Origin of the sequence: Pseudomonas phytophila, from assembly GCF_025643095.1 — a bacterium.
Taxonomy (GTDB): domain Bacteria; phylum Pseudomonadota; class Gammaproteobacteria; order Pseudomonadales; family Pseudomonadaceae; genus Aquipseudomonas; species Aquipseudomonas quasicaspiana.
The window spans coordinates 4354457-4379071 of record NZ_CP081201.1 but is presented as its reverse complement, the minus strand read 5'-3'; the positions used below and the strand labels follow the sequence as shown (position 1 = coordinate 4379071).

Annotated in this window: 24 protein-coding genes; 12 read left to right on the top strand and 12 right to left on the bottom strand. The window is 55.6% G+C overall.

Going from position 1 to position 24615, the window contains the following annotated elements; translation table 11 throughout:
* Positions 1-35 precede the first annotated feature (35 nt).
* Together K3169_RS19730 and K3169_RS19725 are read left to right on the top strand one after the other, a co-directional pair.
* A complete protein-coding gene (locus K3169_RS19730) occupies positions 36-746 on the top strand; it encodes a hypothetical protein (protein ID WP_231675789.1) in 711 nt (236 codons plus the stop codon).
* Positions 747-812: 66 nt separating this feature from the next.
* Complete coding sequence (locus K3169_RS19725) at positions 813-1286, top strand: SMI1/KNR4 family protein (protein ID WP_263267585.1); 474 nt, start codon at positions 813-815, stop codon at positions 1284-1286.
* Positions 1287-1612: 326 nt separating this feature from the next.
* Here the strand turns inward: K3169_RS19725 and K3169_RS19720 are convergent, their stop codons facing one another.
* On the bottom strand, positions 1613-2167 hold the full coding sequence (locus K3169_RS19720) for an HD domain-containing protein (RefSeq protein ID WP_263267583.1): 555 nt from the start codon (positions 2165-2167) through the stop codon (positions 1613-1615).
* 294 nt (positions 2168-2461) lie between these two features.
* Between K3169_RS19720 and K3169_RS19715 the strand changes: the two genes are divergently transcribed.
* Entirely contained in the window at positions 2462-2842 is a 381-nt protein-coding gene (locus K3169_RS19715) for a hypothetical protein (protein WP_231672985.1), read from the top strand.
* Between the two features lie 186 nt (positions 2843-3028).
* Entirely contained in the window at positions 3029-4015 is a 987-nt protein-coding gene (locus K3169_RS19710; protein WP_263267579.1) for a DUF6508 domain-containing protein, read from the top strand.
* Positions 4016-4075: 60 nt separating this feature from the next.
* On the opposite strand, the gene K3169_RS19705 is transcribed toward K3169_RS19710, so the two are convergent.
* From K3169_RS19705 to K3169_RS19685, 5 genes are all read right to left on the bottom strand, one after another.
* The gene (locus K3169_RS19705) at positions 4076-5020 is read right to left on the bottom strand and encodes an alpha/beta hydrolase (protein WP_263267578.1); all 945 of its coding nucleotides are present in this window, start codon (positions 5018-5020) and stop codon (positions 4076-4078) included.
* A 52-nt stretch (positions 5021-5072) separates the two neighbouring features.
* A complete protein-coding gene (locus K3169_RS19700; RefSeq protein ID WP_122709123.1) occupies positions 5073-6095 on the bottom strand; it encodes a transketolase family protein in 1023 nt (340 codons plus the stop codon).
* Entirely contained in the window at positions 6092-6940 is an 849-nt protein-coding gene (locus K3169_RS19695; protein WP_122709122.1) for a transketolase, read from the bottom strand. Before K3169_RS19695 ends, K3169_RS19700 begins: the two co-directional genes overlap by 4 nt.
* A 17-nt stretch (positions 6941-6957) precedes the next feature.
* Complete coding sequence (locus K3169_RS19690) at positions 6958-8259, bottom strand: MFS transporter (RefSeq protein WP_099271100.1); 1302 nt, start codon at positions 8257-8259, stop codon at positions 6958-6960.
* An 85-nt stretch (positions 8260-8344) separates the two neighbouring features.
* Positions 8345-9094: an SDR family NAD(P)-dependent oxidoreductase gene (locus K3169_RS19685; RefSeq protein WP_099271099.1), complete on the bottom strand. Its 750-nt coding sequence runs from the start codon at positions 9092-9094 to the stop codon at positions 8345-8347.
* Positions 9095-9283: 189 nt separating this feature from the next.
* On the opposite strand from K3169_RS19685, the gene K3169_RS19680 reads away from it, so the two are divergent.
* Both K3169_RS19680 and K3169_RS19675 read left to right on the top strand, forming a co-directional pair.
* On the top strand, positions 9284-10201 hold the full coding sequence (locus K3169_RS19680; protein ID WP_099271098.1) for a LysR substrate-binding domain-containing protein: 918 nt from the start codon (positions 9284-9286) through the stop codon (positions 10199-10201).
* Positions 10202-10430: 229 nt separating this feature from the next.
* Positions 10431-11408 (top strand): 5'-nucleotidase, encoded by a 978-nt coding sequence (locus K3169_RS19675; RefSeq protein ID WP_255886126.1) that lies wholly within the window; start codon positions 10431-10433, stop codon positions 11406-11408.
* A gap of 114 nt (positions 11409-11522) precedes the next feature.
* Here K3169_RS19675 and K3169_RS19670 read toward each other — a convergent pair whose 3' ends face one another.
* Positions 11523-11960 carry a hypothetical protein gene (locus tag K3169_RS19670; protein WP_263267572.1) on the bottom strand — a complete coding sequence of 146 codons (438 nt, stop codon included), beginning with the start codon at positions 11958-11960 and terminating at the stop codon, positions 11523-11525.
* Positions 11961-12331: 371 nt separating this feature from the next.
* Here K3169_RS19670 and K3169_RS19665 point away from each other — a divergent pair, with 371 nt between their 5' ends.
* The 4 genes from K3169_RS19665 (at position 12332) to K3169_RS19650 (ending at position 17163) form a co-directional block, all read left to right on the top strand.
* Positions 12332-14080, top strand: a complete 1749-nt coding sequence (locus K3169_RS19665) for an ABC transporter permease (RefSeq protein ID WP_411567009.1) — start codon at positions 12332-12334, stop codon at positions 14078-14080.
* A 10-nt stretch (positions 14081-14090) separates the two neighbouring features.
* Complete coding sequence (locus K3169_RS19660) at positions 14091-15395, top strand: AAA-associated domain-containing protein (protein WP_263267570.1); 1305 nt, start codon at positions 14091-14093, stop codon at positions 15393-15395.
* A gap of 72 nt (positions 15396-15467) precedes the next feature.
* A complete protein-coding gene (locus K3169_RS19655; RefSeq protein WP_263267569.1) occupies positions 15468-16538 on the top strand; it encodes a sensor histidine kinase in 1071 nt (356 codons plus the stop codon).
* Positions 16531-17163, top strand: a complete 633-nt coding sequence (locus K3169_RS19650; protein WP_263267567.1) for a response regulator transcription factor — start codon at positions 16531-16533, stop codon at positions 17161-17163. Before K3169_RS19655 ends, K3169_RS19650 begins: the two co-directional genes overlap by 8 nt.
* Before the next feature lie 31 nt (positions 17164-17194).
* Here the strand turns inward: K3169_RS19650 and K3169_RS19645 are convergent, their stop codons facing one another.
* Both K3169_RS19645 and K3169_RS19640 read right to left on the bottom strand, forming a co-directional pair.
* Positions 17195-18307: an endonuclease/exonuclease/phosphatase family protein gene (locus K3169_RS19645; protein ID WP_263267565.1), complete on the bottom strand. Its 1113-nt coding sequence runs from the start codon at positions 18305-18307 to the stop codon at positions 17195-17197.
* A gap of 609 nt (positions 18308-18916) precedes the next feature.
* Positions 18917-19762 (bottom strand): hypothetical protein, encoded by an 846-nt coding sequence (locus tag K3169_RS19640; RefSeq protein ID WP_263267563.1) that lies wholly within the window; start codon positions 19760-19762, stop codon positions 18917-18919.
* A 294-nt stretch (positions 19763-20056) separates the two neighbouring features.
* On the opposite strand from K3169_RS19640, the gene K3169_RS19635 reads away from it, so the two are divergent.
* Positions 20057-20485 (top strand): NUDIX hydrolase, encoded by a 429-nt coding sequence (locus K3169_RS19635; RefSeq protein ID WP_263267562.1) that lies wholly within the window; start codon positions 20057-20059, stop codon positions 20483-20485.
* A 65-nt stretch (positions 20486-20550) separates the two neighbouring features.
* Here the strand turns inward: K3169_RS19635 and K3169_RS19630 are convergent, their stop codons facing one another.
* Positions 20551-22254 (bottom strand): amidase, encoded by a 1704-nt coding sequence (locus tag K3169_RS19630; RefSeq protein WP_263267560.1) that lies wholly within the window; start codon positions 22252-22254, stop codon positions 20551-20553.
* A gap of 11 nt (positions 22255-22265) precedes the next feature.
* Positions 22266-22829 carry a TetR/AcrR family transcriptional regulator gene (locus K3169_RS19625; RefSeq protein ID WP_231676745.1) on the bottom strand — a complete coding sequence of 188 codons (564 nt, stop codon included), beginning with the start codon at positions 22827-22829 and terminating at the stop codon, positions 22266-22268.
* A gap of 130 nt (positions 22830-22959) precedes the next feature.
* On the opposite strand from K3169_RS19625, the gene K3169_RS19620 reads away from it, so the two are divergent.
* Positions 22960-23550 (top strand): NAD(P)H-dependent oxidoreductase, encoded by a 591-nt coding sequence (locus tag K3169_RS19620; protein ID WP_231676605.1) that lies wholly within the window; start codon positions 22960-22962, stop codon positions 23548-23550.
* 26 nt (positions 23551-23576) lie between these two features.
* Here K3169_RS19620 and K3169_RS19615 read toward each other — a convergent pair whose 3' ends face one another.
* Positions 23577-24446 (bottom strand): oxaloacetate decarboxylase, encoded by an 870-nt coding sequence (locus K3169_RS19615; protein ID WP_027899169.1) that lies wholly within the window; start codon positions 24444-24446, stop codon positions 23577-23579.
* Positions 24447-24615 lie beyond the last annotated feature (169 nt).

Sequence of the window (24615 nt, the reverse complement as noted above, 5' to 3'; positions counted from 1 at the left end):
ATACCGTTAATCTGAGAACGGTGGAGAAAGTTGTCATGGATCCAGAAGAAATGAAGAAGGGCCTTTCTAGTATATGGGCCCTGACAGCGCTGTTCAGTTCGATATTTTTTTTCAGCTCCGAGTATTTCTGGGTTGTGGGCATTGCTTTGCTGGTGCTGCTGTTACGTACCCTGTATCTGATTTATATAAATGAGAGTTATGTTGCGTTTCTCTCGCATTTTCAGAAGTGGTCTCTTGCTTCGTTTACCCTCATGATTGCAGGCGGTTTTTATATGGTGGGTCGGAGCGACTATGAACAGTCTTTCGTCGATTCTATCTCTTTGGCCATGGTGCCTGTCTTGCTTTTCGCAGTCGAAGTCGGTTTTTTCTATTTTACCCGTTCTCCAAACCGCAGGGCCGGTTACGAGGTCAGAGATAATAGAGTACTGGTGGCAGGAGGGCAGTACAGCCAGTTCGCGGGGAACCTTCTGGCGTCTATAGTGGCTGTATCGGCACTTGCGATGAAGATGGCGTGGCATGTCAGCGATGGGGTAGTTGGAATTTACGTGCTAACACTGAGTGTCTTCTATCTAATCTACGTCAGCCGAAACTCGATTCGTATGTTGAAGGCTATTAAAGCCAAGGAGAAGCGTGCTTCGGAGTTGACCTTTGAAAACATCGATCAAATTCGGGAGGCTCGCCGCCGTTGGTGGACCAGCAGGCTGCTGAATTGGCTGATTTCGCTGAGCAAGCCCTCAGGCCGCTGATGGCTCATCACGTCAATTCCACACTTCTCTGGCCGCGTCTCATCGTTAATCGAAAGGAAAAGAGTCATGCCGACTACACCTCAAGCCTTTACCGAATGCCTCACCACTATCGAGCAACTGCTGCCCCCCGATAGCCTTGCGACACTTCTACCTCCAGCAAGCGAGACTTCAATCCAGCAGATAGAACAATTGCTGGGTGCGCCTTTGCCATTGGGCCTACGTCAGTTGTTGCTCTGGCATGACGGCCAGGAGTGGAATGCGGAGCTGCGCGAAAGTGACAACCGACGCTTGCTCGCCGCCAGTGAAATAATGGATGCATTGAAATTTTTTCTCGACCCGGAGGAAGAGTTCTGTGAGCCATGGGAGCGATATTGGGTACCGTTCCTGACCAATGACTCGGGGGACTATGTTGTTGTGGATGCGTCGCCTTCAGGTACTGGAGAGCTCATCCATTATTGGCACGATTGGGACGACCGGAGTGTTGCATACCAGTCCTTGACTGAATGGGCTCAGGGTCTTAAGGAAGAGCTCAGTCAGTAAACGGCCTGGAAAGAGCGCGTTGAATCCCATGCCGCTCTCATCAAAAAAATAACTAACTGGATTTAAATGCTTTTCTGTAGGTGGTCGTGCGCGCTCTTCAAACGAAAGAATGAGTTTATCTGTAGGAGGTCGCACAGTGTCCCTGACACCGCACTGTCGCGCAGCAAACACAGGATCTGTAGGAGCGCGCTTGCCCGCGATCGCGTCAGCACAGGCGATATACTTATCGACTGACAGACAAAATCGCGGGCAAGCGCGCTCCTACAGGTCTGTGTTTGCTTCGCGACAGCGTGGTGTCAGAGAAACCTGAGTTGATCCCGATGATCTCAGTCTGTGAATTCACTAACGTAAAGCTGTTCATAGCGCGCCATGGTGTCAGTGAGCCGCTGCCTGAGGTAGTCACTCGCATGTCCGAGCGCTGCCAGAATCTGTTCGGACTCGACGAGATATGAAGCGCGTTTGGCCTTGGCCCATGTGGCGGGTGCCGACTGCAGGTTGGTGATTCTGTCGCACAGTTTTATCGAAGCAGCTTCACGAGAATGGCTGGCGATACCCTGGAAGTAGCGCTCTTCGGAGAACGGTACAATCAGGTTTTTACTCAGGCTCGCGACAGTCGAATACACCTCTGGACCAAAGGCGTCTGTCAGCGCTTCCTGCGTAGTGGGGGTGTCCTCCAGCACGTCATGTAGCAACGCAGCGGGTAAGGCAATTGCCAGATCGCCGACCGAGGACTCCCGGGCGGCAAAAATCAGTTCATTGGCAACCATCGCCACGTGGGTTGTATAGGGCAGGTCCGAGCCTGTCATTTTCTGCCCAAAGTGGGCGTGAGAGGCGTATAGCCAGGCTTTGTTATAAAGGCGTTGCAGGTCATCACCAGGCATGCGGCTGTCTCCAGAGCAGGTGGTTAATTGCGGGGAAAGCTTTCAGGTGGCGTCCCATTGGGTAACTGGATTTTCAGGCCCCGGGCGATCTGCATGCTGATGTAGCAGGCAGTTCCCAAAGCATTGGCCAGCTCCGGGTCGTCGGTCAGCTATACGGTTTTGCGTAGCACTCGTCATCACGCCGATGACGAAAATTCATCCCCGGCCTTTCTGGTTTTCCGATGGCTGACCGGGGGATACTGTACTACACCGTATCGCGGGTTGAGGCTGAGTGGGAGGCAAAGGAGTATTTACATGACAACAGAAAAACTCGGGAAACCGAGAAGGCCAAGAAAGGCAAAGCCATGCCCAGGCGACAACGCACGCAGGGTTCTGAAAAAGATGGATTTCTGGGTAGGTTGCGCCTATCTGGTGACCCCTTTTCTATTGGTGCTCCTCGGCGGGAAGGATATGATCTTTAATGTGATATTGATCTATCCAGTCATCAGTGTGGTTTTTTTTGTTGTCCGTCATCGCTATCTGAAAAAACTGCCCAGTGAAGAGCTCCGACACATTGTTCCGTGGAGTTATATTTACACAGGGCGCGGCATATCCATGGTGATTCTGATCCTGACTTTTTTTTCACTCGCTATGGCACTGTTCAATGAAGCCTGCAAGTTATGGCCTTGGCTATGAAAAAATAGTTGTCTGTTACCTTCGCTCCACGTCATGACACGCTGGACAATCTTTTCAATATTATCCCGCTGCTAACTCATCAATTATCGGATTTGCTGGCGGGCCGAACATCGCAGGTATCTCAGATACTGACCTGATGCCAAAAATCTTAAAGTGCAGGATCTGTACTGACGTGGGATTTCATAGATGAAACTTCTGGATCGTTTGAAAGCGTACTTCGGCCACAAACAAAGCCCCGTTGAGCCCCAGCAAAGCCCTGTCAAGCCCAAGGTTGCTTCGAATTCCCCGACCCGCAACGAAGGTGAGCCGCTGTCGCGTGTCGCCCAAAACCTCAGTTGGCTGCCGGTCTATGAGGAGCCAAAACCACGGTCACTCACTCCGCCCGCCTGCCCGCCGATTTCGCTGGATGACACCACCCTGATCAGTCGCTACGAAGCCTGGATCGCCCAGGCTGAACAAGCTGAACCCCATGATTTGAGTTGGGAGTTTCGTGAGGCAGGTCGCCAATTGGCGGGGAAGTTGTTTTCGAGTGTTCTCGATCTCTCCAGCATGAAGGGGCGAGAGGGCTCGGAGGATATTTACTGGCTGCTGCAAAGCGCGGCCATCGCTTCGCTGTTTGCAGAGGGGCCGCAATCGGAAGCTTTTCTCCACTACAGCAAAGATGTTCAGTCCTACGGTAAAAATCCCTATACCTCCGGTCAGGTCCAGGCGTTTGAGCTATACGTAGCGTCACACCTCCATAAAGCCGAATTGCACCGCGCCACTTCGGAGAGTGCCGCCCCAGCGCCGCGCGCGCCCAGCGAGCCCGTACCTCAGGCCGCCGACATGGACGAACTGCTGGCCTGGCGACCCAGGCTCTATCCCCGCGGAGTGGCGATAAAAACCCATGTGCTTGAGGATCGTTGGCCCGCGTACTTCGATGTCGTCAAGGACTTCTACCGGGTGCTGGACAAAGAATGCTGGACAGATATCGAATACATGAAGCACGGTGCCGCAATCATGCTCAAGGACGAAGCCTACATCGCTCGGGCGAGCCTGGGAGATATCCAGACGATGCTGACGCTGTGCATCAGGGGAGAGCGTTTCTGTGATGGGCACCATGGCGCGGTAATCCGGGATGGTTACGTGCTGAATGTACTGAACAGGTTGGCGGTGTTGCGGGAGGGGGTTTGAGCGGCGGCTCGTAACGATACCGTTTTGCTCCAGGAGCTTGATCCAGGCAATCCGGTTCGCTCAAAGCGCCAGCATTTTCCTCAGTGCTGCTTCTACATCACGTTCGCACTGCCGGGTGATCGCTCCAGGGTATTGATCGAACATATGCGGGACACCCGGGTAGACATGCATTTCCGTCTGGACGCCGGATCGCGAAAGCGCAAGCGCAAAGGCCACGTCCTCCTCCAGGAATAAGTCCAGAGACCCCACGCTTATGAAACTTGGGGGCAGTCCTTGCAGATCTGACGCGAGAGAGGGGGAAAACAGATGCGCTTGATCGTCATCACGCGTGTATGAGCCTTGCATGCAATCCCAGCAGAACCGGTTTGCTTCCCGTGACCAGCTCAGTGTCCCGGTTGTTGGATTATCCGACGGCGCTGCCGAAGAGCCGGTTCGGTGGTCGAGCATCGGGTAGATCATCATCAGGCCTGCAGCTTGATACTGACCTCTATCACGCATTAGCAAGGCTAAAGCTGCGGCGAGTCCACCCCCTGCGCTATGGCCCATGATGACGAGTCTGCTTTCGCTCACCCCTAAGGATGATGCCTCGCTGAACAGCCATTTCAGCGCGGTGTAGCAATCCTCAAGCGGGGCGGGAAATGAGTGCTCGGGAGCAAGCCGGTAGTCAGGTGCTACCACCACTGTTTTCAACGTGTTCGCAAGGTTGGCCAAATAGTCGTCCGCCATCTCCGGACGGCCCAGGACAAATCCGCCTCCATGGATATACAGGATTGTCGGGAGTATTTTTTCATTCGCCACGGTGGCGTCGGGGCGGTAGATGCATAAACGAATGCGTAAACCCTCTGTGTCAGTCGCCCAACGTTGGTCGCAACGAGCAGTGGACGTTGGTTTGTATCCACTAGAGACGCGGTTTCTGATGGCGGGAAGGGAGTCCAGCGTCCATTCACTGGAGGGCTCATCCAGGAAGAACTCATACGAGGGGTCCAGCAGTCTGGCGGTGTCCACTGTTCAGCTCCTTTTCAAGTCGGGGACGCAGCGCGCCCCCGGGATGAAGCGTTTACAGCCAGCCTTTGATTTGTGTGCAAACAGCGTGTGTGGAAATGCCGTATCGGTCGTGAAGCGTCGGAAGCGCGCCCGCGTCGAGGAAGGCGTCGGGCAGCGCAATTTGCCTGAACGTGGGGGTTACGCCGTTGCGCAGCAGCACCGTTGCTACCGCTTCTCCCAAACCACCGATGATTGAGTGGTTTTCTGCTGTTACCACAAGTCTGCCGGGCTTTCTCGCCTCGGCAAGAATGGTTTGCTCATCCAGAGGTTTTATAGTCGGAACGTGCAGAACTGCAACGTCAACGCCGTCAGCCTGGAGCTCTTTGGCGGCTTCAAGAGCGCGCATGGTCATCAGTCCAGTCGAAATGATCAGAACGTCGTTACCAGTGCGCAACGTCTTGGCCTTGCCGATTTCGAACTTATATCCGTATTCATCCAGAACCAGCGGCACGTTACCGCGCAGTAGTCTCATGTAGACCGGCCCTTGGTGGGCTGCAATGGCCGGGACTGCCTGCTCGATCTCAAGAGCATCGCAGGGGTCGACGATCATCAGATTGGGCATCGCGCGAAAAATCGCCAAATCATCTGTTGCCTGGTGGCTGGGGCCGTAACCCGTTGTCAGGCCTGGCAGGCCGCAGACGATTTTGACATTGAGATTTTCTTCCGCGATGGCCATGCAGATGAAGTCATAAGCACGGCGTGAGGCGAATACCGCATAGGTTGTGGCGAAGGGAACGAAGCCTTCACGGGCCATGCCGGCTGCGGCGCTCATCAGCAGTTGTTCTGCCATGCCCATCTGGTAGAAGCGATCCGGGTGCGCCTTGGCGAAGATATGCAGATCGGTGTATTTGGACAGGTCGGCGGAGAGACCGACGATATCCGGACGCTGGTCGGCAAGTGCCGCCAAGGCATGCCCGAAGGGTGCAGATCGGGTTGCCTGACCCTCGGAGGCGATGGATGCAATCATCGCTGAGGTCGTGAGTTTCTTCTTCGCGACTGCCGGAGTCTGGGCAGCATTATTATTGGCAATACTCATGCTGTTTTACCTTCTTCAAGGTTATTCAGGGCGACGTCCCATTCATGCTCATCCACACGGATAAAGTGGGTCTTCTCGCGGGTTTCCAGAAACGAAACCCCTTTACCCATTTTCGTGTCGCAAATGATGACTCTGGGTTGCGCGGCAGTGTGGGCTCGCGCCGCGTCGAAGGCTTTGACCAATGCATCCAGATCATTGCCGTCCACACGCTGCGTGAACCAGCCGAACGCCTGCCAGCGATCAACAATGGGTTCGAAGGCAAGGATTTCGCTGGAGTGACCGTCAGCCTGCTGGTTGTTGACGTCGACGATGGCAATAAGGTTGTCGAGCTTCCAGTGGGAGGCAGACATCACTGCCTCCCACGTTGAGCCTTCATTCAGCTCGCCATCGGACAGCAGGTTGTAAACAAACGATGCTGATTGTTTGCGCTTCAATCCAAGGCAGGCACCTACCGCGATACCCAGGCCTTGACCCAGTGAACCGCCAGTGATTTCCATGCCGGGGGTGTAAGTTGCCATGCCGGACATCGGCAATCGGCTGTCATCCGAGCCATAGGTTTCAAGTTCGTCCAGCGGGATGATTTCAGCTTCAATGAGGGCTGCGTACAACGCGATCGCATAGTGACCGATGGACAGATAAAAGCGATCACGCTGCTCCCATTCTGGATCGTGAGGCTTGTAGTTCATCGCATGAAAGTAGGACACGGCCAGCAGATCAGCAGCACCCAATGCCTGGCCGACGTAGCCCTGGCCCTGGACTTGCCCCATGCGCAGAGCATGGCGGCGGATGTTATGAGCTCGCTGCACCAGCGTTGTGGCCGGTGCGAGTGATGGATTAGCAGTCATGGTAATACTCCGTTGACTCAACGATTGACCAGAGCGGCCGGGATGCGCAGCACCAGACAGGCACCGATGCACAGCACGCCGGTGATGAGGTACATGCCAATGGCGCTTGAGCCGGTTGTCGTGGTGATCCAGCCGATCAGGTAGGGCGAGCAGAAGCCTGCGAGGTTGGCGAAGCTGTTGATGCCAGCGATGCCTGCCGCAGCCGACACACCGCCCAGCAATGTGGTGGGTAACATCCAGAAAAGTGAGGACGCGGACAGAACGCCGGCCGCTGCGAGGCATAGGCTCAGCACCGAAAAAACCAGGTTTCCACCCATCAATGCTGCAAGGGTAAGGCCTAGCGCACCCGCAATCATGGGGCCGACGAGGTGCCAGCGGCGCTCACGGTGTTTATCCCCGCTGCGGCCCATCAAAAGCATCACCACGATGGCGCACATGTAGGGCAGGCTGGTGACCAGGCCGATGTGTAGCGGGTCAGCAACCCCCGCATTTCTGATGAGGGTCGGTAGCCAGAAAGTAATTGCGTACTGCCCCATCACGACACAGAAGTAGATGCACGCCAGCAACCAGAGCCTGCGATCGTGCAGAAACTCCTTAACAGAGCCGTGGGTGACTTTGCGGCTGTTGTCCTCCTCAAGCTCCTTGTTGATGAGCGCTTTCTCATCATCGGTCAGCCATGTGGCCTGATGAACACCGTCCTTCAGATACCCGAGTACGAACAGGCCTACGATGACGGTGGGGATCGCCTCGATGACAAACATCCACTGCCAGCCAGCCCAGCCATGAAAGCCGGCGAACTTTGCCATGATCAAACCTGACAGAGGCCCGCCGATCATTCCCGAAAGCGGAATGGCAATGAACCACAGCACAGTCATTTTTGCGCGGCGGTACGAGGGGAACCAATAAGTGAGGTAGAGCAGAAGTCCCGGGGCCAGACCCGCCTCTGCAATACCCAGCAAAAAGCGCAACGTGTAGAACTGCCAGGCCGTTTCGACGAAAGCGAACAGGGCGGAGATAATTCCCCACGAGATCATGATGCGCGCGATCCAGCGACGTGCACCCACTCTATGAAGGATCAGGTTGCTGGGCACTTCGCAGAGGAAGTAACCAATAAAAAACATACCCGCACCGAGTCCGTAGACGGCCTCGCTGAACGCCAGGTCGTTCATCATCTGAAGCTTTGCAAAGCCAACGTTGACTCGATCCAGATAAGCGCACAGGTAGCACAGCATCAGGAAGGGCATCAGTCGCCAGGCGGTTTTGCGATAAGCGTTGGAACGCGCGGTCGAAGCCGCTTCGAGCGTCATGGTGGTGATCATGATTGTCTGATCTCTTGTTGTTATAGACCGCCCGGCGCAAAGCAGGGCGTATCGTCGATCGAGAACATGGTGGGCCGCTACCGACTCAGTGAATCAGCATGCCGCCGTTGACATCCAGCGTGATACCCGTGAGGTAGGACGACAGGTCGCTGGCCAGAAACAGCGCTGCGTTGGCAACGTCCTGAGCTGCGCCAAGACGACCCAGCGGGATGCCATCAATGATGGCGTGACGGCGTTCGTCCTGCATCAGTCCGCCCGTGATATCGGTATGAATGAGTCCGGGCGCGATCGAGTTGATGCGGATCTGGTCTGGCCCGAACTCACGGGCCATCGCTTTGCCCAGTCCGAGTACACCGGCCTTGGCGGCGCTGTAGTGCGGACCACCAAAGATTCCGCCTCCGCGCTGCGCCGAAACGGATGACATGCAGACAATGCTGCCCGAAGACTGAGCGCGCATGGTCGGGATGACCGCTTGAGACATCAGGAGCGTGCCACGCAGGCTGACGTCGAGCACCTTGTCGTAATCGGAGGGGCGTATATCGAGTGTCTTGATGGGCTGCGTGATACCTGCGTTATTAACGAGCACGTCGATTCGACCAAAGCGTTCCAGAACCTTGGCCACTGCCTGCTTAACCTGATGTTCGTCAGCTACGTTTGCGGCCAGGCCCAAGTGGCCGTCACCGAGCGCAGCGGCTGCATCACGTGCTGCCGACTCATCAAGGTCCAGAATGACGACCTGTGCGCCATGTTTAGCGAAGGTGATAGCCGTTGCGCGACCAATGCCGCGTTCTGATGCTGCGCCGGTGATGATTGCGACTTTGCCTTGAAGAAGCATGAGGGATACCTCTGATTGTTTTTATGGTTCGATCTTGTGATCGATGATTCAGAGTGTTCCTGGCAGGTGTGCCGAGCAATAACGTAAAAGTCACTGCTAGGTGAATAAAATTCACCTCTCGTCATCCGAAATAACTAATGGTTGAATGCTGCTTCTCCACGACCACTAAAAACAATAGGCGAAACGTTGATGCGCCAGATCGCCCCACCTTTATCTCATCTGCCACCGCTGAGAGCGATTCAAGCCTTCGAGCAGACCGCGCGCTTTGGCAATCTCGCCCGGGCGGCGGAAGTGCTGGATCTCACGCCTTCAGCGGTTAGCCACCAGTTGGCAAAACTGGAGGTCATGATTGGACGACAGCTGTTCGTTCGGGCCGCACGGGGTGTGACGCTGACTCCCGTGGGCGAGCAGTATCTGAAAGATATCTCAGGGTTGCTGCAGAGCCTGGAAGTCGCGACCGAGCGCGCGGCAAGTGACGTCAGCCTGGATTGCCTGCGACTGCATTCGTCGCCCAGCTTTGGTCTGCTCTGGCTGATGCCACGTCTGGAAGCGTTCCGAATGAGCAATCCCGACATACAAATAAATTTGTCCTGCTCCTATGAGTCGCTGCATTTCAGTCAGGACAAGATTGACGTTGATATTCGCCACGGTCTGCCAAACTGGCCCAGTTACGAAGTTCGCACGGTACGCAACGAGAGTTTCATGGTGCTGGCCTCGCCCAAGCTGCTCGCGCGCTGCCCTGTCAGCAAAGCAGTTGATCTTCTTGCCGAGGATCTGATCCTTTCTGAAGCAACGTTGCTTCGCTGGCCAGAGTGGTTCGCGCAGCACGGTTTGGCACGCCCGGAGAAGCCTTATGCGCTCAGTTTTGATCGCTCGTACATGACCCTTGAAGCGGCGAGCCACGGCTTGGGTTTCGCGCTGGAAAGCGCGCTTCTGGCCCAAAAGTACATCGCCAACGGTACGTTGGTTGAGGTTGCGCCTGAAGCGTTGAGTTCACCGGTAGCCGCCCATCATCTGGTTTTTCCAAAGGCTCACTCCAGCTTTCCTCGGGTCAGGCGCTTCCTAGAGTGGATGGAGAAAGAACTCGGACACAGTTTCGTATTTTGATTCCATCAATCAGCAGCCCAATGCCTGAATATTTCGACGCGGTAGCTGCATGAACTACACGAGGCAAGCCATTGAAATGAGCTTGGCCGATATGTCACGTTGCAGCAGCCGGGATTAAGTCCTGCTCAATCGCATCCTCGACGACGGATCGTAGAGCAGGCATATCATCCGGTACACTGCCCTCAACTATCTCGCCATCGCCCCCACTTAATTAACCAAGAGCCCCCCAATGCCCTACGAGCTGGAAAATCGTTTAGTCATCGGTGTCGCCTCCAGCGCGGTATTTGATCTGCTGGACTCGGACGCGGTGTTTCGCAGCCAGGGGGAGGAGGAGTACCGGAAGTTTCAGGAGAAAAACCTGAACAATCCGTTACCCAAAGGGATCGCTTATCCTTTCATCAAACGTTTGCTGTCGCTAAATGACTTGTGTGAAGACCCGTCCGATCCACTGGTCGAAGTGGTGCTGTTATCCCGAAATGACCCGGACACAGGGTTGCGGGTGATGAAGACCATTGAGCATTACGGCCTGGGCATGACCCGCGCTATTTTCATGCAGGGCCGGTCGCCGTACGAATACATTCCGGCCTTGAACATTGCGTTGTTTCTGTCGGGCAACAAGGCTGACGTCGAGGCTGCGATCAAGGCCGGGCATCCGGCTGGGCAGGTGCTGGATTCGCAGTTTGATGACGATGAAGACGACAAGACGCTGCGCATCGCCTTCGACTTTGACGGGGTGCTGGCGGGGGATGAAGCCGAGACCGTCATGCAATCGTCCGGTCTGGTGGAATTCCATGCCCATGAAGTGAAAAACGCCATGGAGCCGCACAACCCAGGCCCTCTGAAAGAGTTCATGGTCCGGATGGCGAGGATCCAGTCTGTTGAGGAGGAGCACAAAAAGCTCAACCCTGACTATGAAAACCGGATCAGGGTTTCCATCGTTACCGCCCGAAGCGCCCCATCACATGAGCGCGCGCTGAATACCCTGAAGAGCTGGGGCGTGATGGTCAACGACGCGTTTTTTCTGGGCGGAATCGAGAAGGGCAAGGTGCTCGCCGTTTTGAAGCCGCATATCTTCTTCGATGACCAATCCGGGCACCTTAAGTCCGCCAGTGCCGTGGCACCGTCGGTTCATATTCCGTTCGGGATTACTAATCGCAAGCCGGTTGAGTTGCCTGTAGAGTTTGGACAGACACCATCTACCCCGTGACAGGGCCAGATGCTGAATGCCTTCAATGGTTTTAAGAGGCTGATCGGTCATGCTCAGGATTTATGGGGCATGGCTGGGATCAGTATGATTAAGCCATTCAGCTGCAAAAGCTTCTCAAGGCATGAAGCTCAAGACTTCTTTAGCATAATTTTTCCAGCCGGGAATGCGAGAGGCTTTAAGGTATTGCTCAAGCTCTTTATGCCCTCGCTTAGCGATTTCAAACTCCATGAGGTTGGCCAGGAGAAATCCTTGTGCATAGCCATGGGACTTGATGAGCGTGCTTGGCTCATACCCGTCCTGTTCAATATCTTTTTGTATGTTTTTGAATTTGTTAATTGAGTATGTCAATAAGGAGAGCTCGTCTTTTAAGCTTTCCATTACCTCACCATAGGACAAGCCTGATAGCGCAAATCTTTTTGAGTCCATTGATGCCAGGATATCGTTGTAGTCTTCATGTGTTTTTATATTCGTGGCTTTTTTAATAGAATTTACTATTGATTGATATTGTTCGCATAAAATAATCGATTTAACTTCTTGAGTATCGTCTGTCATGTTTCGACTCCTTTATAACGGGTATTAATCTAATTCGATAAGTGGTTTTCACTGCTGTAGTGAAAGTGTTGCATGCCTTTGGCAGTGCTGATTCTTTCACTCAGGTTGCCTCAAATGTATTAGCCTGGCAACTCGATCACTGGTCAGGCCCATGCAATTACGCAGCTAACAATACATGAGTCGTCAGCACGCGCACCTGATATACCAACGTATACTTTAACGTCCTTTGTTTCTGTCGATCCGATCAACGTCAGTCCTTATGCTTTACCCCAGTAAAGCAAACCTGATGACTGGATCGAGGTGCTTCATGCGTTTGCTTCATCTGACAAGGTGGATGCCAGACGTATGGGCCGCACGACAGAGGCTATTTTATGCGTTTCTCCCTGCCTTTATCCCTGAGAAGCCCGGTAAACAAACCGGCACAACCTCACGCTGCATCCTTGCTCGCCGAGGGCATGCTGGTCGCCGCGATCGCTTTGTTGGCGCTGTTTGTTTTTTACAGTGCCGGACAAATGAATCAGCCACTCAGCGTCCTTGATTCTGCGCCTGTTTCACTCGATCTGGCGCACTTGCCCTCGTATACCTTGCTTACCACATTGCGCATGTTTGCCGCGTTGTTTGTGTCGTTTGTGTTTTCGATTGTTATCGCCACACTAGCCGCTAAAAGCCGCAGGGCCGCGATGGTTATTTTACCGGCGCTGGATATTCTTCAGTCGGTGCCGGTGCTGGGTTTCCTGACGTTTACGGTTGTGTTCTTCATGAGCATTTTTCCGGGCCGCCAGTGGGGGCTGGAGTGCGCGGCGGTGTTTGCCATTTTTACCAGTCAGGTCTGGAACATGACCTTCGGCTTTTACCAATCCCTGAGGACCGTGCCTAACGACCTTTACGATGTCAGTCGGCAGTTTTCGTTCTCGCCGTGGCAGCGGTTCATCAAGGTCGAGCTGCCGTTCGGGATGCCGGGGCTGGTGTGGAACATGATGATTTCCATGTCAGGCGGCTGGTTTTTCGTCGTGGCCTCCGAGTCCATCACGGTCGGGGACAGCACCGTCAATTTGCCGGGTATCGGTTCATGGCTGGCGCTCGCGATTCAGCAGAAGGATATCGCCGCAATCAGTTGGGCGGTGCTGGCCATGGTCGGGGTGATCGTTCTGTATGACGTGTTGTTTTTCCGGCCGATCGTGGCGTGGGCGGACAAGTTTCGATTTGAACAGACCGCTTCACATAAACGTCCGCGATCACGGGTCTACGACCTGTTCAGGTCCACACGACTTGTGCCGCTTTTGTTTGCATCCCTGCGCAGCGTGAGTGACTGGATTCCAGCAGTGCGGATGCCCCGACTGGCGCAAATTGGCTTCACGATCAATGCCCGGTTGCACCGTTACCTCGATCTCGCGTGGATAGCGTTGGTCGTGAGTGCGTGCATGACCGGCATCTATCAGTTGGCGTGCTTTATCGGCACCACGCTGGGCGTGGAGGAGGTGGTCAATGTGTTTGGTCTGGGGCTCGCCACCCTGGCGCGTGTGGCGGTACTTATCGTCCTGGCCAGTCTTGTGTGGGTGCCCGTCGGTGTCTGGATCGGCCTGAATCCGCGTTGGGCAGAGCGTTTGCAGCCTGTCGCGCAATTACTGGCTGCGTTCCCGGCAAACATTCTGTTCCCGTTTGCCGTGGTCACGATTGTCGCCCTGAAGCTGAACCCGGATGTATGGCTGTCGCCGCTGATGATCCTGGGTACCCAGTGGTACATCCTTTTTAACGTGATCGCCGGTGCCAGTGCCTTGCCAACTGACTTGCTCGAAGCGTCACGGGTGTTCCGTGTGCGGGGTTGGCAATGGTGGCGCAAGGTCGTGCTGCCGGGGGTTTTTCCCTATTACGTGACCGGCGCTTTGACGGCTGCCGGTGGCTCCTGGAACGCCAGCATCGTCGCCGAGGCGGTGTCGTGGGGCAGCGATCATCTGTATGCGTCGGGGCTGGGTTCTTTCATTGCTCAGGCAACGACGGCGGGGGATTTCCAGCGGGTGGCGCTGGGTATCGTTGTGATGTCCGTGTTTGTGGTCGGTTTCAACAGCCTGCTGTGGCGTCCGCTGTACCGTTTTGCCGAACGTCGGCTTCGAATTGATTGAGGGTATTCCAATGGAAGTAGTCGACAAACGTTGTCTGGTGGACGTGCAGGGACTTGGTCATGTTTACGGCACTGCCGGGGGCACCAAGCGCGTGGTGCTGGATGATGTCGCCATGCGTCTCAACGACGGCGAGGTCATCGGGCTGCTGGGGCGGTCCGGGTCCGGGAAATCCACACTGTTGCGCTCCATCGCCGGGCTGGTGTCGCCCACCACCGGTGTGGTGGCGTTCCCGGCAAATACGCCGGGTGTTTCGACCTCGGTGCGGATGGTGTTCCAGAGCTTTGCCTTGTTCCCTTGGCTGACCGTCCTTCAGAACGTTGAAATCGGCCTGGAGGCATTGAGCGTGGCAGGGCCAGAGCGGCGTAGGCGGGCCTTGGCGACCATCGATATGATCGGCCTCGACGGGTTTGAAAGTGCCTACCCCAAAGAGCTGTCCGGGGGCATGCGCCAGCGTGTCGGCCTGGCCCGCGCGCTGGTGGTCAACCCCGATATTCTGTTGATGGATGAGCCGTTTTCCGCTCTGGACGTGTTGACCGCTGAAACACTGCGCACGGATTTGCTCGACCTCTGGAGCGAGGGCCGGATGCCGATCAAGTCGATCCTGATGGTCACCCACAACATTGAAGAAGCGGTCTTGATGTGTGATCGCATCCTGATTCTGTCCTCCAATCCGGGGCGGATCATGTGCGAGGTAAAGGTTGATCTCGCCCAGCCGCGCAACCGTACAGACCCAGCTTTTCAGGCGCTGGTCGAAAGCATTTACGTGCACATGGCGGGCGGCACTACCGTGCATGCGCAACGCGAGAGCCTGTTTGCAGGCAACGGCATCGGCATGGTCTTGCCGCTGACGTCCACCAACGCGTTGGCGGGTCTGATCGAGGCGGTGGACAATGCTCCCTATGGCGGGCAGGCCGATCTGCGTGAACTGGCCACGGCATTGCGCTCCACGTCGGGTGATCTTTTTTCTCTGGCAGAAGTGCTGCAACTGATGCGATTTGCCGAAATGCGCGAAGGTGATATCACGCTGCTGCCCGCGGGCCGACGTTACGCCCAGTCGGATGTGGATGAGCGCAAACAGTTGTTTGCCCAGCACCTGCTCAGGTATGTGCCGCTGGTCAGCCATATCCGTCGGGTACTGGATGATCGTCCGGGGCGCACGGCACCAGCCAGACGCTTTCGTGATGAGCTGGAAGATTTCATGTCCGAAAGCGATGCGGCCGTTACGCTGGACTGCGTGACCCAGTGGGGACGCTATGCCGAGCTTTTCGCCTATGACGACGGGGCTGACCAGTTCAGTCTGGACAACCCGTCCTGAGTGGGTTGAAGTTTTCAGTGAACAGGCGACGGGGGCCGCTATACACTCTGCGTCTGCAATCCTGATGGGGTAATGCGCGATGGTGATCCAGTGAGACGGACTCGATTAACGCTTCGTTTGGTCCTGTTGTTCGCGTTGGCGTTGGGGATTGCTGCAATTGATACGGTCACCGATCTTGAAATTGCGGTCGGGGTCTTTCAAGTCATCGTGGTGCTGATCGCCGCCAGGTTTCTGCCCGCGCGGGCGGTGGCGGGGGTGTCCCTCGTCTGTATGGTACTGACGATTCTGAGTTACCGGTTCACGCGCTTTGGCGATACGGAGTCGGGACTGGTCAATGTGCTGATCAGCCTCGCGGCCATTGCCTGCACGACCTGGCTGGCGTTGCGTCTGTCGGCGGCAATTCGCGCCGTACACGAGACCCGCGCGCACCTGGAGCATGTCGCCCGGGTCAATGTACTGGGCGAGCTTGCCGCCTCTATTGCCCATGAGTTGAACCAGCCACTGGCGGCCACAGCCACCAGCGGTAGCGCCTGTCTGCGCTGGATCGCTGCGGATCCTCCCAACCTGCCGAAAGCCCGGCAGGCGGTGGAGCGCATCATCGAAGACACACATCGCGCCAGTGAAATCATCGCCCGGCTGCGCAGCCTGGCGAAGCATCAGGCGCCGACCAAGCAGTGGTTGAACGTCGAAGATACCGTCAAAGGGGCTCTGCGGTTGATCGCCGGGGAGTTGGCTGAGCAGGAGATCGCGCTGCACGTGCAAGTCGAAGAAGGCTTGCCTCCCGTGTTGGCTGACGAGGTGCAGATTCAGCAAGTCATCCTCAATCTGGCCATGAATGCGGTTGATGCGATGCGTCAGGTAAGTCCCGAGCGGCGAACGCTGGAATGCAATGTGGTGCTTGAATCGCCCCAGCAACTGCGCTTCTCGATTACCGATCAAGGCAACGGCCTGTTGCCGCGCGATTGTGAGCGGGTGTTCGACGCCTTCTACACGACCCGACCAGAAGGCATGGGAATGGGTTTGCCCATCAGCCGTTCCATTATCGAAGCCCATGATGGCCGGATCTGGGCCTCGACCCATTCACCGTTTGGCGCTACTTTTCACTTCACGCTGCCCGTTATTGCCCGAGAACCCGATGCCTGAGATTACCGTTGAAAGCGCTGCCGACATGGTTTACATCGTCGATGACGACCGCTCGGTGCGTGAGTCTCTGGAAGACCTCATGGCGTCGGTCGGTCTGGGGTGCATGACGTTCGGTTCCGCTCGCGAATTCATGGACGCCACATTGCCCGATGTGCCCGCTTGTCTGGTGCTGGATGTGCGTATGCCGGGGATGAGCGGGCTGGATTTCCAGCGAGAAATGGCGCGACTGTGTATTTCACTGCCGGTGATTTTTATCACCGGGCATGGCGATATCCCCATGTCGGTAAAAGCCATGAAGGCGGGCGCCATCGAATTTCTGACCAAGCCGTTCCGTGAGCAGGATCTGCTCGACGCCATCAGCCAGGGTTTGAGTCAGGACAAGCAAACCCGTGAAGCGGCGGCCCGGACTGATCAGTTGAAGCAGTGCCACGCCAATCTGAATGACGGCGAGCGAGAGGTCATGGAACTGGTGGTTCAGGGGCTGCTCAACAAGCAAGTGGCTGCACGACTGGGGGTCAGCGAAATAACCGTGAAAGTTCGGCGTGGCGCGTTGATGCGGAAAATGGGCGCGGATTCCCTGGCGACGCTGGTCAAGATGTCGGAGCGTTTGAATCTCGAAAGTTGATTGATCAGGTATTGCCTCGTTGCTCCTCGAATTAAATATCCAGATCAACCCAGACCGCCGCATGGTCAGAACCCGCATTCTCTTTGCGGGTCAGTTCGGGGTACGTTTCCCAGCGTACAGGCCTGGAGCCTGGCCACATGCCCTTGCGGAAAACCCCGCCAGCGCTGACTTTTTTGAACAGTTCCGGAGACAGCAGCAGGTAATCGATTTTGTTGGAGGCGTTGCACGAGCCGTACGTTCCGGGATAGCCGCCGTCGTTGAAATGCTCATGGGTAAATGCGTCCTTCAGGGTCGAGTCCTGGAGCAGCGGTTTCAACGCGTCGCTGTCTGGCGTGTCATTGAAGTCGCCCACCACGGCGACATACTGTTCGCCTTGCTCGATGAGCGAGTTGTAGATTTCCTTCACTCTGGTGGCCTGGGCAAGCCGTCTTTTCGCCGAGTCGGTGAGGCTGCCGTAGCCTTTGCTTTTCAGGTGATTGACGAGCAACACAAGTCGCGCGCCGGATGGCATGGACAGGTAAAACTCCGGGCAATCCCTGGAAAAAATCAGCTGGCCTCCGTCATCGCTGTCGTCAACGTGACTACGCATGAGGCCGATGGGGAATCCTGCCTTGGTCGTGACTCCGACATCAATGCCGCGCTCGTCGTTGCCGTCGATCAACATGACATGGCTGAACACATCGCCGCCGAGCCCGCTGATGATTTCTGCATTGAAGTCACGAAGGGCTGGCCTGCTTTCCGCTTCGACCACTGCCAGTACGTCTGCCTGCAGATCAATCATCACTCTGGCGGTATTACGCATGGCTTCTTCGTCAACCGGGGCCTGAATCAGTTCAAGCGAACCGGTCCAGTCCGCACGGCCATTGGCGACGATTGTCATCTCACTGTTACGGGGCCGTTTGACCAGGTTGCCGCGGTTTTGCCGAAGCATCACGAATGGGCCGCGGTCTGATCGGCTGAGCCCGAGTTCGGCCAGCAATTTCACCATGGCTGTCTTGTCGGCGACGGAGTAGGTTTCCTGTCCCAGCAGCGCATTGAGTTTTGCGAAGCGCTCCAGCGTTGGCTTGCCTTCCGCCCACCCATCGAGACTCATCGCCTTGGCGCGATTGAACAGGTTTTCGACGTTGTAGGAGGCGAGTCTCATGGGGCATACCTCAAAAATGGGGGCGAATACACTAGCTTCAGCGTTGCACAGGCCAGTGACATTGAGATGAATGTGTTACCGCAGCCGCTTATCAAACGATAGGCCTGCAGGAGTCGCCCCTGTGTCCCTGACACCACGCTGTCGCACAGCAAACAGAGGGCTGGTGGAACGGCCGGGGTGGCGCTCCACTTCATCCGGGAAGGCGGCATTCCTGGCGATAAAAATGCGGCAGATGTAATGGCCTCTTCCCGAATGAATTCGGTCCCACCGATTATTTGTGAATTCAGATAGTTACGTGTTGTTTGATGAGAGCCGCCCCGGTGTACCTGATACCACGCTGTCTCGCGGCAAACATAGGGCCTGTAGGAGCTGCCGAAGGCTGCGATCGCGGTGTATCGGGAGAAATGCATCGCAGCCTTCGGCAGCTCCTACAGTTATGGGGCCAGCTCAGAGATCACATCCCGACCTGAAAGCTGAAGGTATCCGCGCTATTAACCCCACCTGTCAAAAAATAAGGCTGGTTAAGCGAGGTATCTCTGGTGAGCAGTTCCACGGCAGCAGGGCTTCGTAATCTTCTACAGATGTAGGCGTCTGGTCGCATGTTTGGGTCTAGCGTTGAAGTAGATTGTTAATTTCTTCTTTGGTATGCGTATAATTTTTCTTCTGTGGGAAAAAATCAACACGCTTTAGCGTCTTTGAATCTAACAACGGCTGTAAATCTCCGCCTTTGACTTCCCAGAATTTTACGGACTGAATTTTCTTAAGGCTTGGGATGAAACTGAGTGAATCCAGTTCGGATGCAAAAAATTTTTCCAATGTATTATTGCCAGAGAGAAACGAATAATCCCTTATGTGCTTGCATTTTTCTATGGAGAGTTTCTTCAGCTCTGTGAGTTCGCTTAATTGGCTGATGTCAATAAGTTTGGCACAGTGACCTATCTCAACATCGACAAGAATTTTACTTGTCTGTAAACCTTCGAATGACTCCAGGTTGCCTCCACTGACCCTTAGCGTTTCGAGTTTTGGCGCCAGAAGAAAGGTCAGGTCTTTATTTTTTATACCTGCGAGTAATAAGTCCTTGACATTGCTAATGTGCAAGCTTTCTATTTTGTCCTGTGCTTTCATAATGTATAGCGTTTTCAGCGAAGTAAGCTTTGCAAAGTCTAATGCATCTTTCAGGTATGAAATTGTTAACGCTCTTAAAGACGAGCATGTGTAGAGTGGTGAGAAATCAACCTTGTTAAGGTTGATTTCTTGCGAGATATTGAGAGTTTCTACTGAATCACTAAGTGCGAGTGGGCTCAAGTCCAGCACGGTTGAACGGACGACAGCGTTATCTCTCATGATTCTGATGTTTCTATGGCCTTTTTTTTGGGCCTGTTTTAAACCCTCCAAAAAGAAATGTTCCGATATTTCAAATGCATCAATATTTTCGTTATAGGAGAATTTTTTCATTTTATATTTTTCCACACCCTTTAGAGGCTTTGAACTTCGACCGGTTGGGGGAGGGGTAGACCTTTTCGACTTTGGCATCGCGTCGCATCATGACGGATGGGCTCCAGAAAGAGAATCGGGAGCACAGCCCCCGGAATCAGGTGGCGGGTTTGCATGTTTGCTTTATGGAGCGCTCGTAGCTGAACTTCCCAGCGACCACAATGGTCATCATATCGACACAAGCATGGCGCACAGTCGTCGAAGAGCATTTGCCGCATTGGCTTTCTGATAGATAAACGTTTTGAAGGAACGACCATGGGTGCAACGGAAGCTGCAACCTCCGGGCATAAAAGCCTGAAAAGACGTGCCACCGTGATTTGCCGTCATCACGGCGAGATACTTTTCGTTCGCAAGCGCAACGCCAAATGGAACCTGCCCGGTGGCCGCGTCGAGCAGGGCGAAACACCGTTGCAGGCTGCCATGCGTGAAATGGCAGAAGAGACCGGGTTGACCTTCGATCAGCTTGCCTACGTTTCGGAATACCAGGACGACAAAGTCGTTCACTTCCTCTTCGAGGCTCAGCGTGCAGAACACCAGAAGCCGCGAGCATCCAACGAGATTGATGACTGCCGCTGGTTTAAAGCCAAGGAACTGGGCAAGCGTAATGTTCGCGGCTCAATCAAAGCCTTGCTCAAACATTGCGCAGCCAACACGGACAAGAGCTCAGCCCGTCTCGCGGGCTGAGTGTGCAAGGGCGCCAGACTCAGACAGTCCTCATGGGGCAAGTCCAGGCCTGATCGCGGATGCCATCACTTCAAAGTAGGCGTTCTTGGCGGGATCATCCGCTTACTGCCCATCGATTCAAATGCCGAAGCAAAGCGCAGCAGGTTCGAGTCGTCATACGCACGTCCTGCAAACGTAAGCCCTATCGGCATGCCAATATCGGCCATTACGCCCATTGGCACGGTGACGGTCGGCACTCCCAAGTGGCGAATAGCGAGATTTCCGTTGGCTACCCACACGCCATTGCTCCAGGCGATATCGGCTGATTGCAGGTCGACATCGGCGTTGGCCGGACCCACATCGGCCACCGTTGGAAACAGCACCGCATCAAGGCCCAGACCTTCCATCCAGTCTTCCAGATCGATGCGACGCGTCTGCTCCAGTCCGCGCAAGCCATCCGGCAAAGTGGGAATCTCATTCCAGGGCGTGATCCCGCGCTCGGCCATGCGCACATATTCATCCATGCCAGCAGCCAGATCGTCTTCACGGTTGGGCAGGGTGCCTGGGTCGTGGGGGAAGATTTTCGCCCCGTCGACATCGGCCAGACGATTCAGCGCCGGGTCGCCATTGGCGCGCAGGAATTCATCGAACGCCCAGGCCGACAAATCCCATAGTTCGTGATGCAGGAACTCTTTGGAAACCAGCCCACGTGTAAACACAGTCGGCGCACCGGGACGATCACCTTCGCAGTTCGACACCAGCGGGAAATCCACTTCGATGACTTCAGCTCCAGCGGCTTCGAGCGCCTTACGCGCTTCTTGCCATAAATCGATGACGGAGGGGCGGGTGATGATGCGCTGCCCGGTCGGGCCGCCAATACCAGGTTTCTCCGCCGTACCTGCCAGCGGATCGGCATTGATGTACATACGCGGCACACCGAAGCGTTTGCCGGCGAGCGTCTGTGCGTCTGCGGCAAGTTCAGCATAGGAAACAGGGCGCACCGCGGCCACCCCTGGAAGCTCTACCCAAGGCTGCAACCGCCACAGATCGCCACGGGTGTCGGGATCTTCTGCAACGATCACATCGAGCACTTCAAGCAGGTCAGCCATGGTTCTGGCGTAAGGCACCACAACGTCCATGGTCGGCGTCAGCGGCCAGTTGCCGCGCACCGATATCACTCCGCGCGAAGGGGTGTAGGCACAAAGGCCGTTGTTGGAGGCAGGGCCTCGGCCACTGGACCAGGTTTCCTCAGCCATACCGAAGGCGGCAAAGCTGGCGGCGGTTGCGGTACCCGCGCCATTCGATGAGCCGGAAGCAAACGGGGCGGTCAGGTAGTCAGCGTTGTAAGGACTCTCGGCACGGCCATAGACCCCACGTTGCATGCCGCCGTTAGCCATCGGCGGCATATTGGTCTTGCCCAGACAGATCGCCCCGGCGGCGCGAAGTCGGCCAATAGTAAAGGCATCGTGCTGAGCAACCAGATCGACAAATGCAGGGCTTCCCGATGCGGCGGTGAGGCCTTTGACCAGGTAGCTGTCTTTGGCCGTGTAGGGAATGCCGTCCAGCGGGCCAAGCGTCTTGCCGTTAGCGCGACGTGCATCGGATGCCTGGGCTTCGGCAATGGCTTGAGGGTTGCGAACCACTACTGCATTCAGTGCGGTAGGCGTCTGCGGACCATCGTAAGCGTCAATCCGCGCCAGATACGCCTCGACCAGCTCGACGGCTGTGGTCTGGCCTGACTCAAGCGCGGCGCGCAGGTCCGCGATAGATGCTTCTGTGACGTTGATCATTGGGTTCTCACTTAATGAGCTCTTTCAGTCATGGCCAGAATAATTTCATAAAGCTCGGACTTCGCCTCGTCTGCGGAAATTTCATCCACTGCGGCGGCATTGGACAGTGCATCCGCCGCGCCGAGCATGGCGCGTAACTGGGCATTCGAAATCTGGCTCGGTTTGCTGTGACTTCCCAGTGCGGCTCGACATTTGTCCATGAAGATCAGCTCGTAATCACGTTTGATTTTCTCCAGTTCAGGAGAGCTGCTCAGTGCTGCGATCACGCCAGGGATTTCTTTGCCTTGCAGCAGCACACAATCGACGTAGGAGTCGGCAATGACCCTCGCTCGTGCCTGCACGGTCGCATCGCTGTTGCGCAATGCTTCGTCCAGGCGAGAGGTTTGTCGAACATCAAAATCTGCATAGAGTCTGGCCAGCAGCAGCGGGCGAGTGGGGAAGTGGTCATAGACAACAGGCTTGGTAACCCCTGCGATTTGCGCCAGATGCCCCAGGGTCAGGCTTTCCGTGCCTTCCTCGCGAACGATTTGCCATGCCACTTCCAGCAGTTGACTGAGGCGACCTTCCCGAGACATGCGTTGGCGAGGCTTTGCGTCTGATGGCTGGCTTGACACGCTTATATACCAAAGGTAACTTAAGTTTAATGTACGAAAAGTATATAGCTGTGAACATCCATCAGCAATCATCCAGCGTCGGAGCTTTACCATGCACGCACTCATCGTCGTCAGCCATCCCGATTCCAGCTCTCTCACTTACGGCATCGCCCGGCGCATTGCGGAAGGCATCAGCGATGCAAGCGCGGCCAATACGGTCGAGCTGGTCGATCTGGCCGCTTCAGGGTTCGATCCACGCTTTACCGCTGCTGATATCGCAGTCCATCGAAAAGAAGGGCCGTTCCCGGCCGACGTGGCAGCCGAGCAGGCACGCATTGATCGCGCAGACGCATTGATCATCGTATATCCGGTTTACTGGTGGTCCATGCCCGCGTTGCTCAAGGGATGGATAGACCGGGTCTTTTCCAATGGCTGGGCGTTCGACTTCAGCGCTGAGGCGACCCTGATCAAGAAGCTCACAGACCTTGAGGTGCATCTGGTGGGAGTCGGCGGTGCAGATGCGGGGACCTATGAGCGTCACGGCTATGCGTCAGCCATGAGGACGCAGATAGATCACGGCATCTTTGATTACTGCGGGGCGAGGGTGATCACGTCCGGGCTGATGCTCGACTCAGAAACGCAGGAACCTGCGGTTCATCTGAACGCCGCCTACAAGAAAGGCAGCGTCATTTTTCCCTTGTGAACGTCAGGCTAAGCCTGACGCCGTGATCACTCTTTGACGTCCATGAACTCTTTAGCCCAGGACACATAGTTCTCAGGCAGGGTGTAGGTGTGGGTCAACTCGGTAGCGCTCAGGTTCGAGGTGCTGTGCGTCACCTGGCGCTGGGCGCGCAGAGAATCGTAAGTTGCCTTGATCGCTGCGAAGTACGCGGCATGACCCTTGACGATGATGCGCACGCCCAGGCTTGCCAGACGTTGCGAGTCATTGAGCTTGGGATTGCCGTAGGTCACCAGCATCAGCGGCACGGTGAGGTGCTCCGAGATCTGTTCAAGGTGCTCGAAGTCACTGATCCCGACGATGCAGATGCCATCGGCGCCAGCCTTTTCGTAGGCTTTGGTACGTTCGATGATGTCTTTGACCGGCAACACGCCGGCATTGGTCCGGGCAATGATCGACAGCTCGGGGTCGATACGTGCTTCCAGGGCAGCTTTGACTTTGCCAATGCCTTCTTCGATGGTAATCAGGTCGGTGGACTTTCGGCCAAACTGCGCAGGCAGCAGCGTGTCTTCAATCGTCAGTGCCGCGACGCCAGCGCGCTCAAGCTCTTCAACGGTACGCATCACGTTCAGCGCATTACCGTAACCGTGGTCGGCGTCTGCGATGAACGGCAGCTGTGCAACGCGGCCGATCCGGGTGGCCTGTTCAGCAAACTCAGTCAGGGTAATCAGCGCGAAATCCGGCGCTGCCAATACCTGCAGGGATGCCACTGAACCTCCCAGGATGCCAACCTCGAAACCCAGGTCTCCAGCGATGCGTGCAGACATCGGATCGAAGACAGAAGCGGTTTCAAAGCAGGTTTGTGAAGCAAGCAGCGCGCGAAAATTCTGGCGCAGCGCCAAGTGGGAAATTCTGGGCATGACGTTTCCTGATTCTAGGCATCTTCTATTCGTAGTGGCGCGAGACTACCACGCACGAAAATATAGGGTTATGACGTTTAGGAATGGCCCATGCGCAAAGTGCATGATCGTCGTCTGGCAGGGGTTTGTGCTGAGCTGAAACGATTTTCATTGCGCATATCCGCGCAAC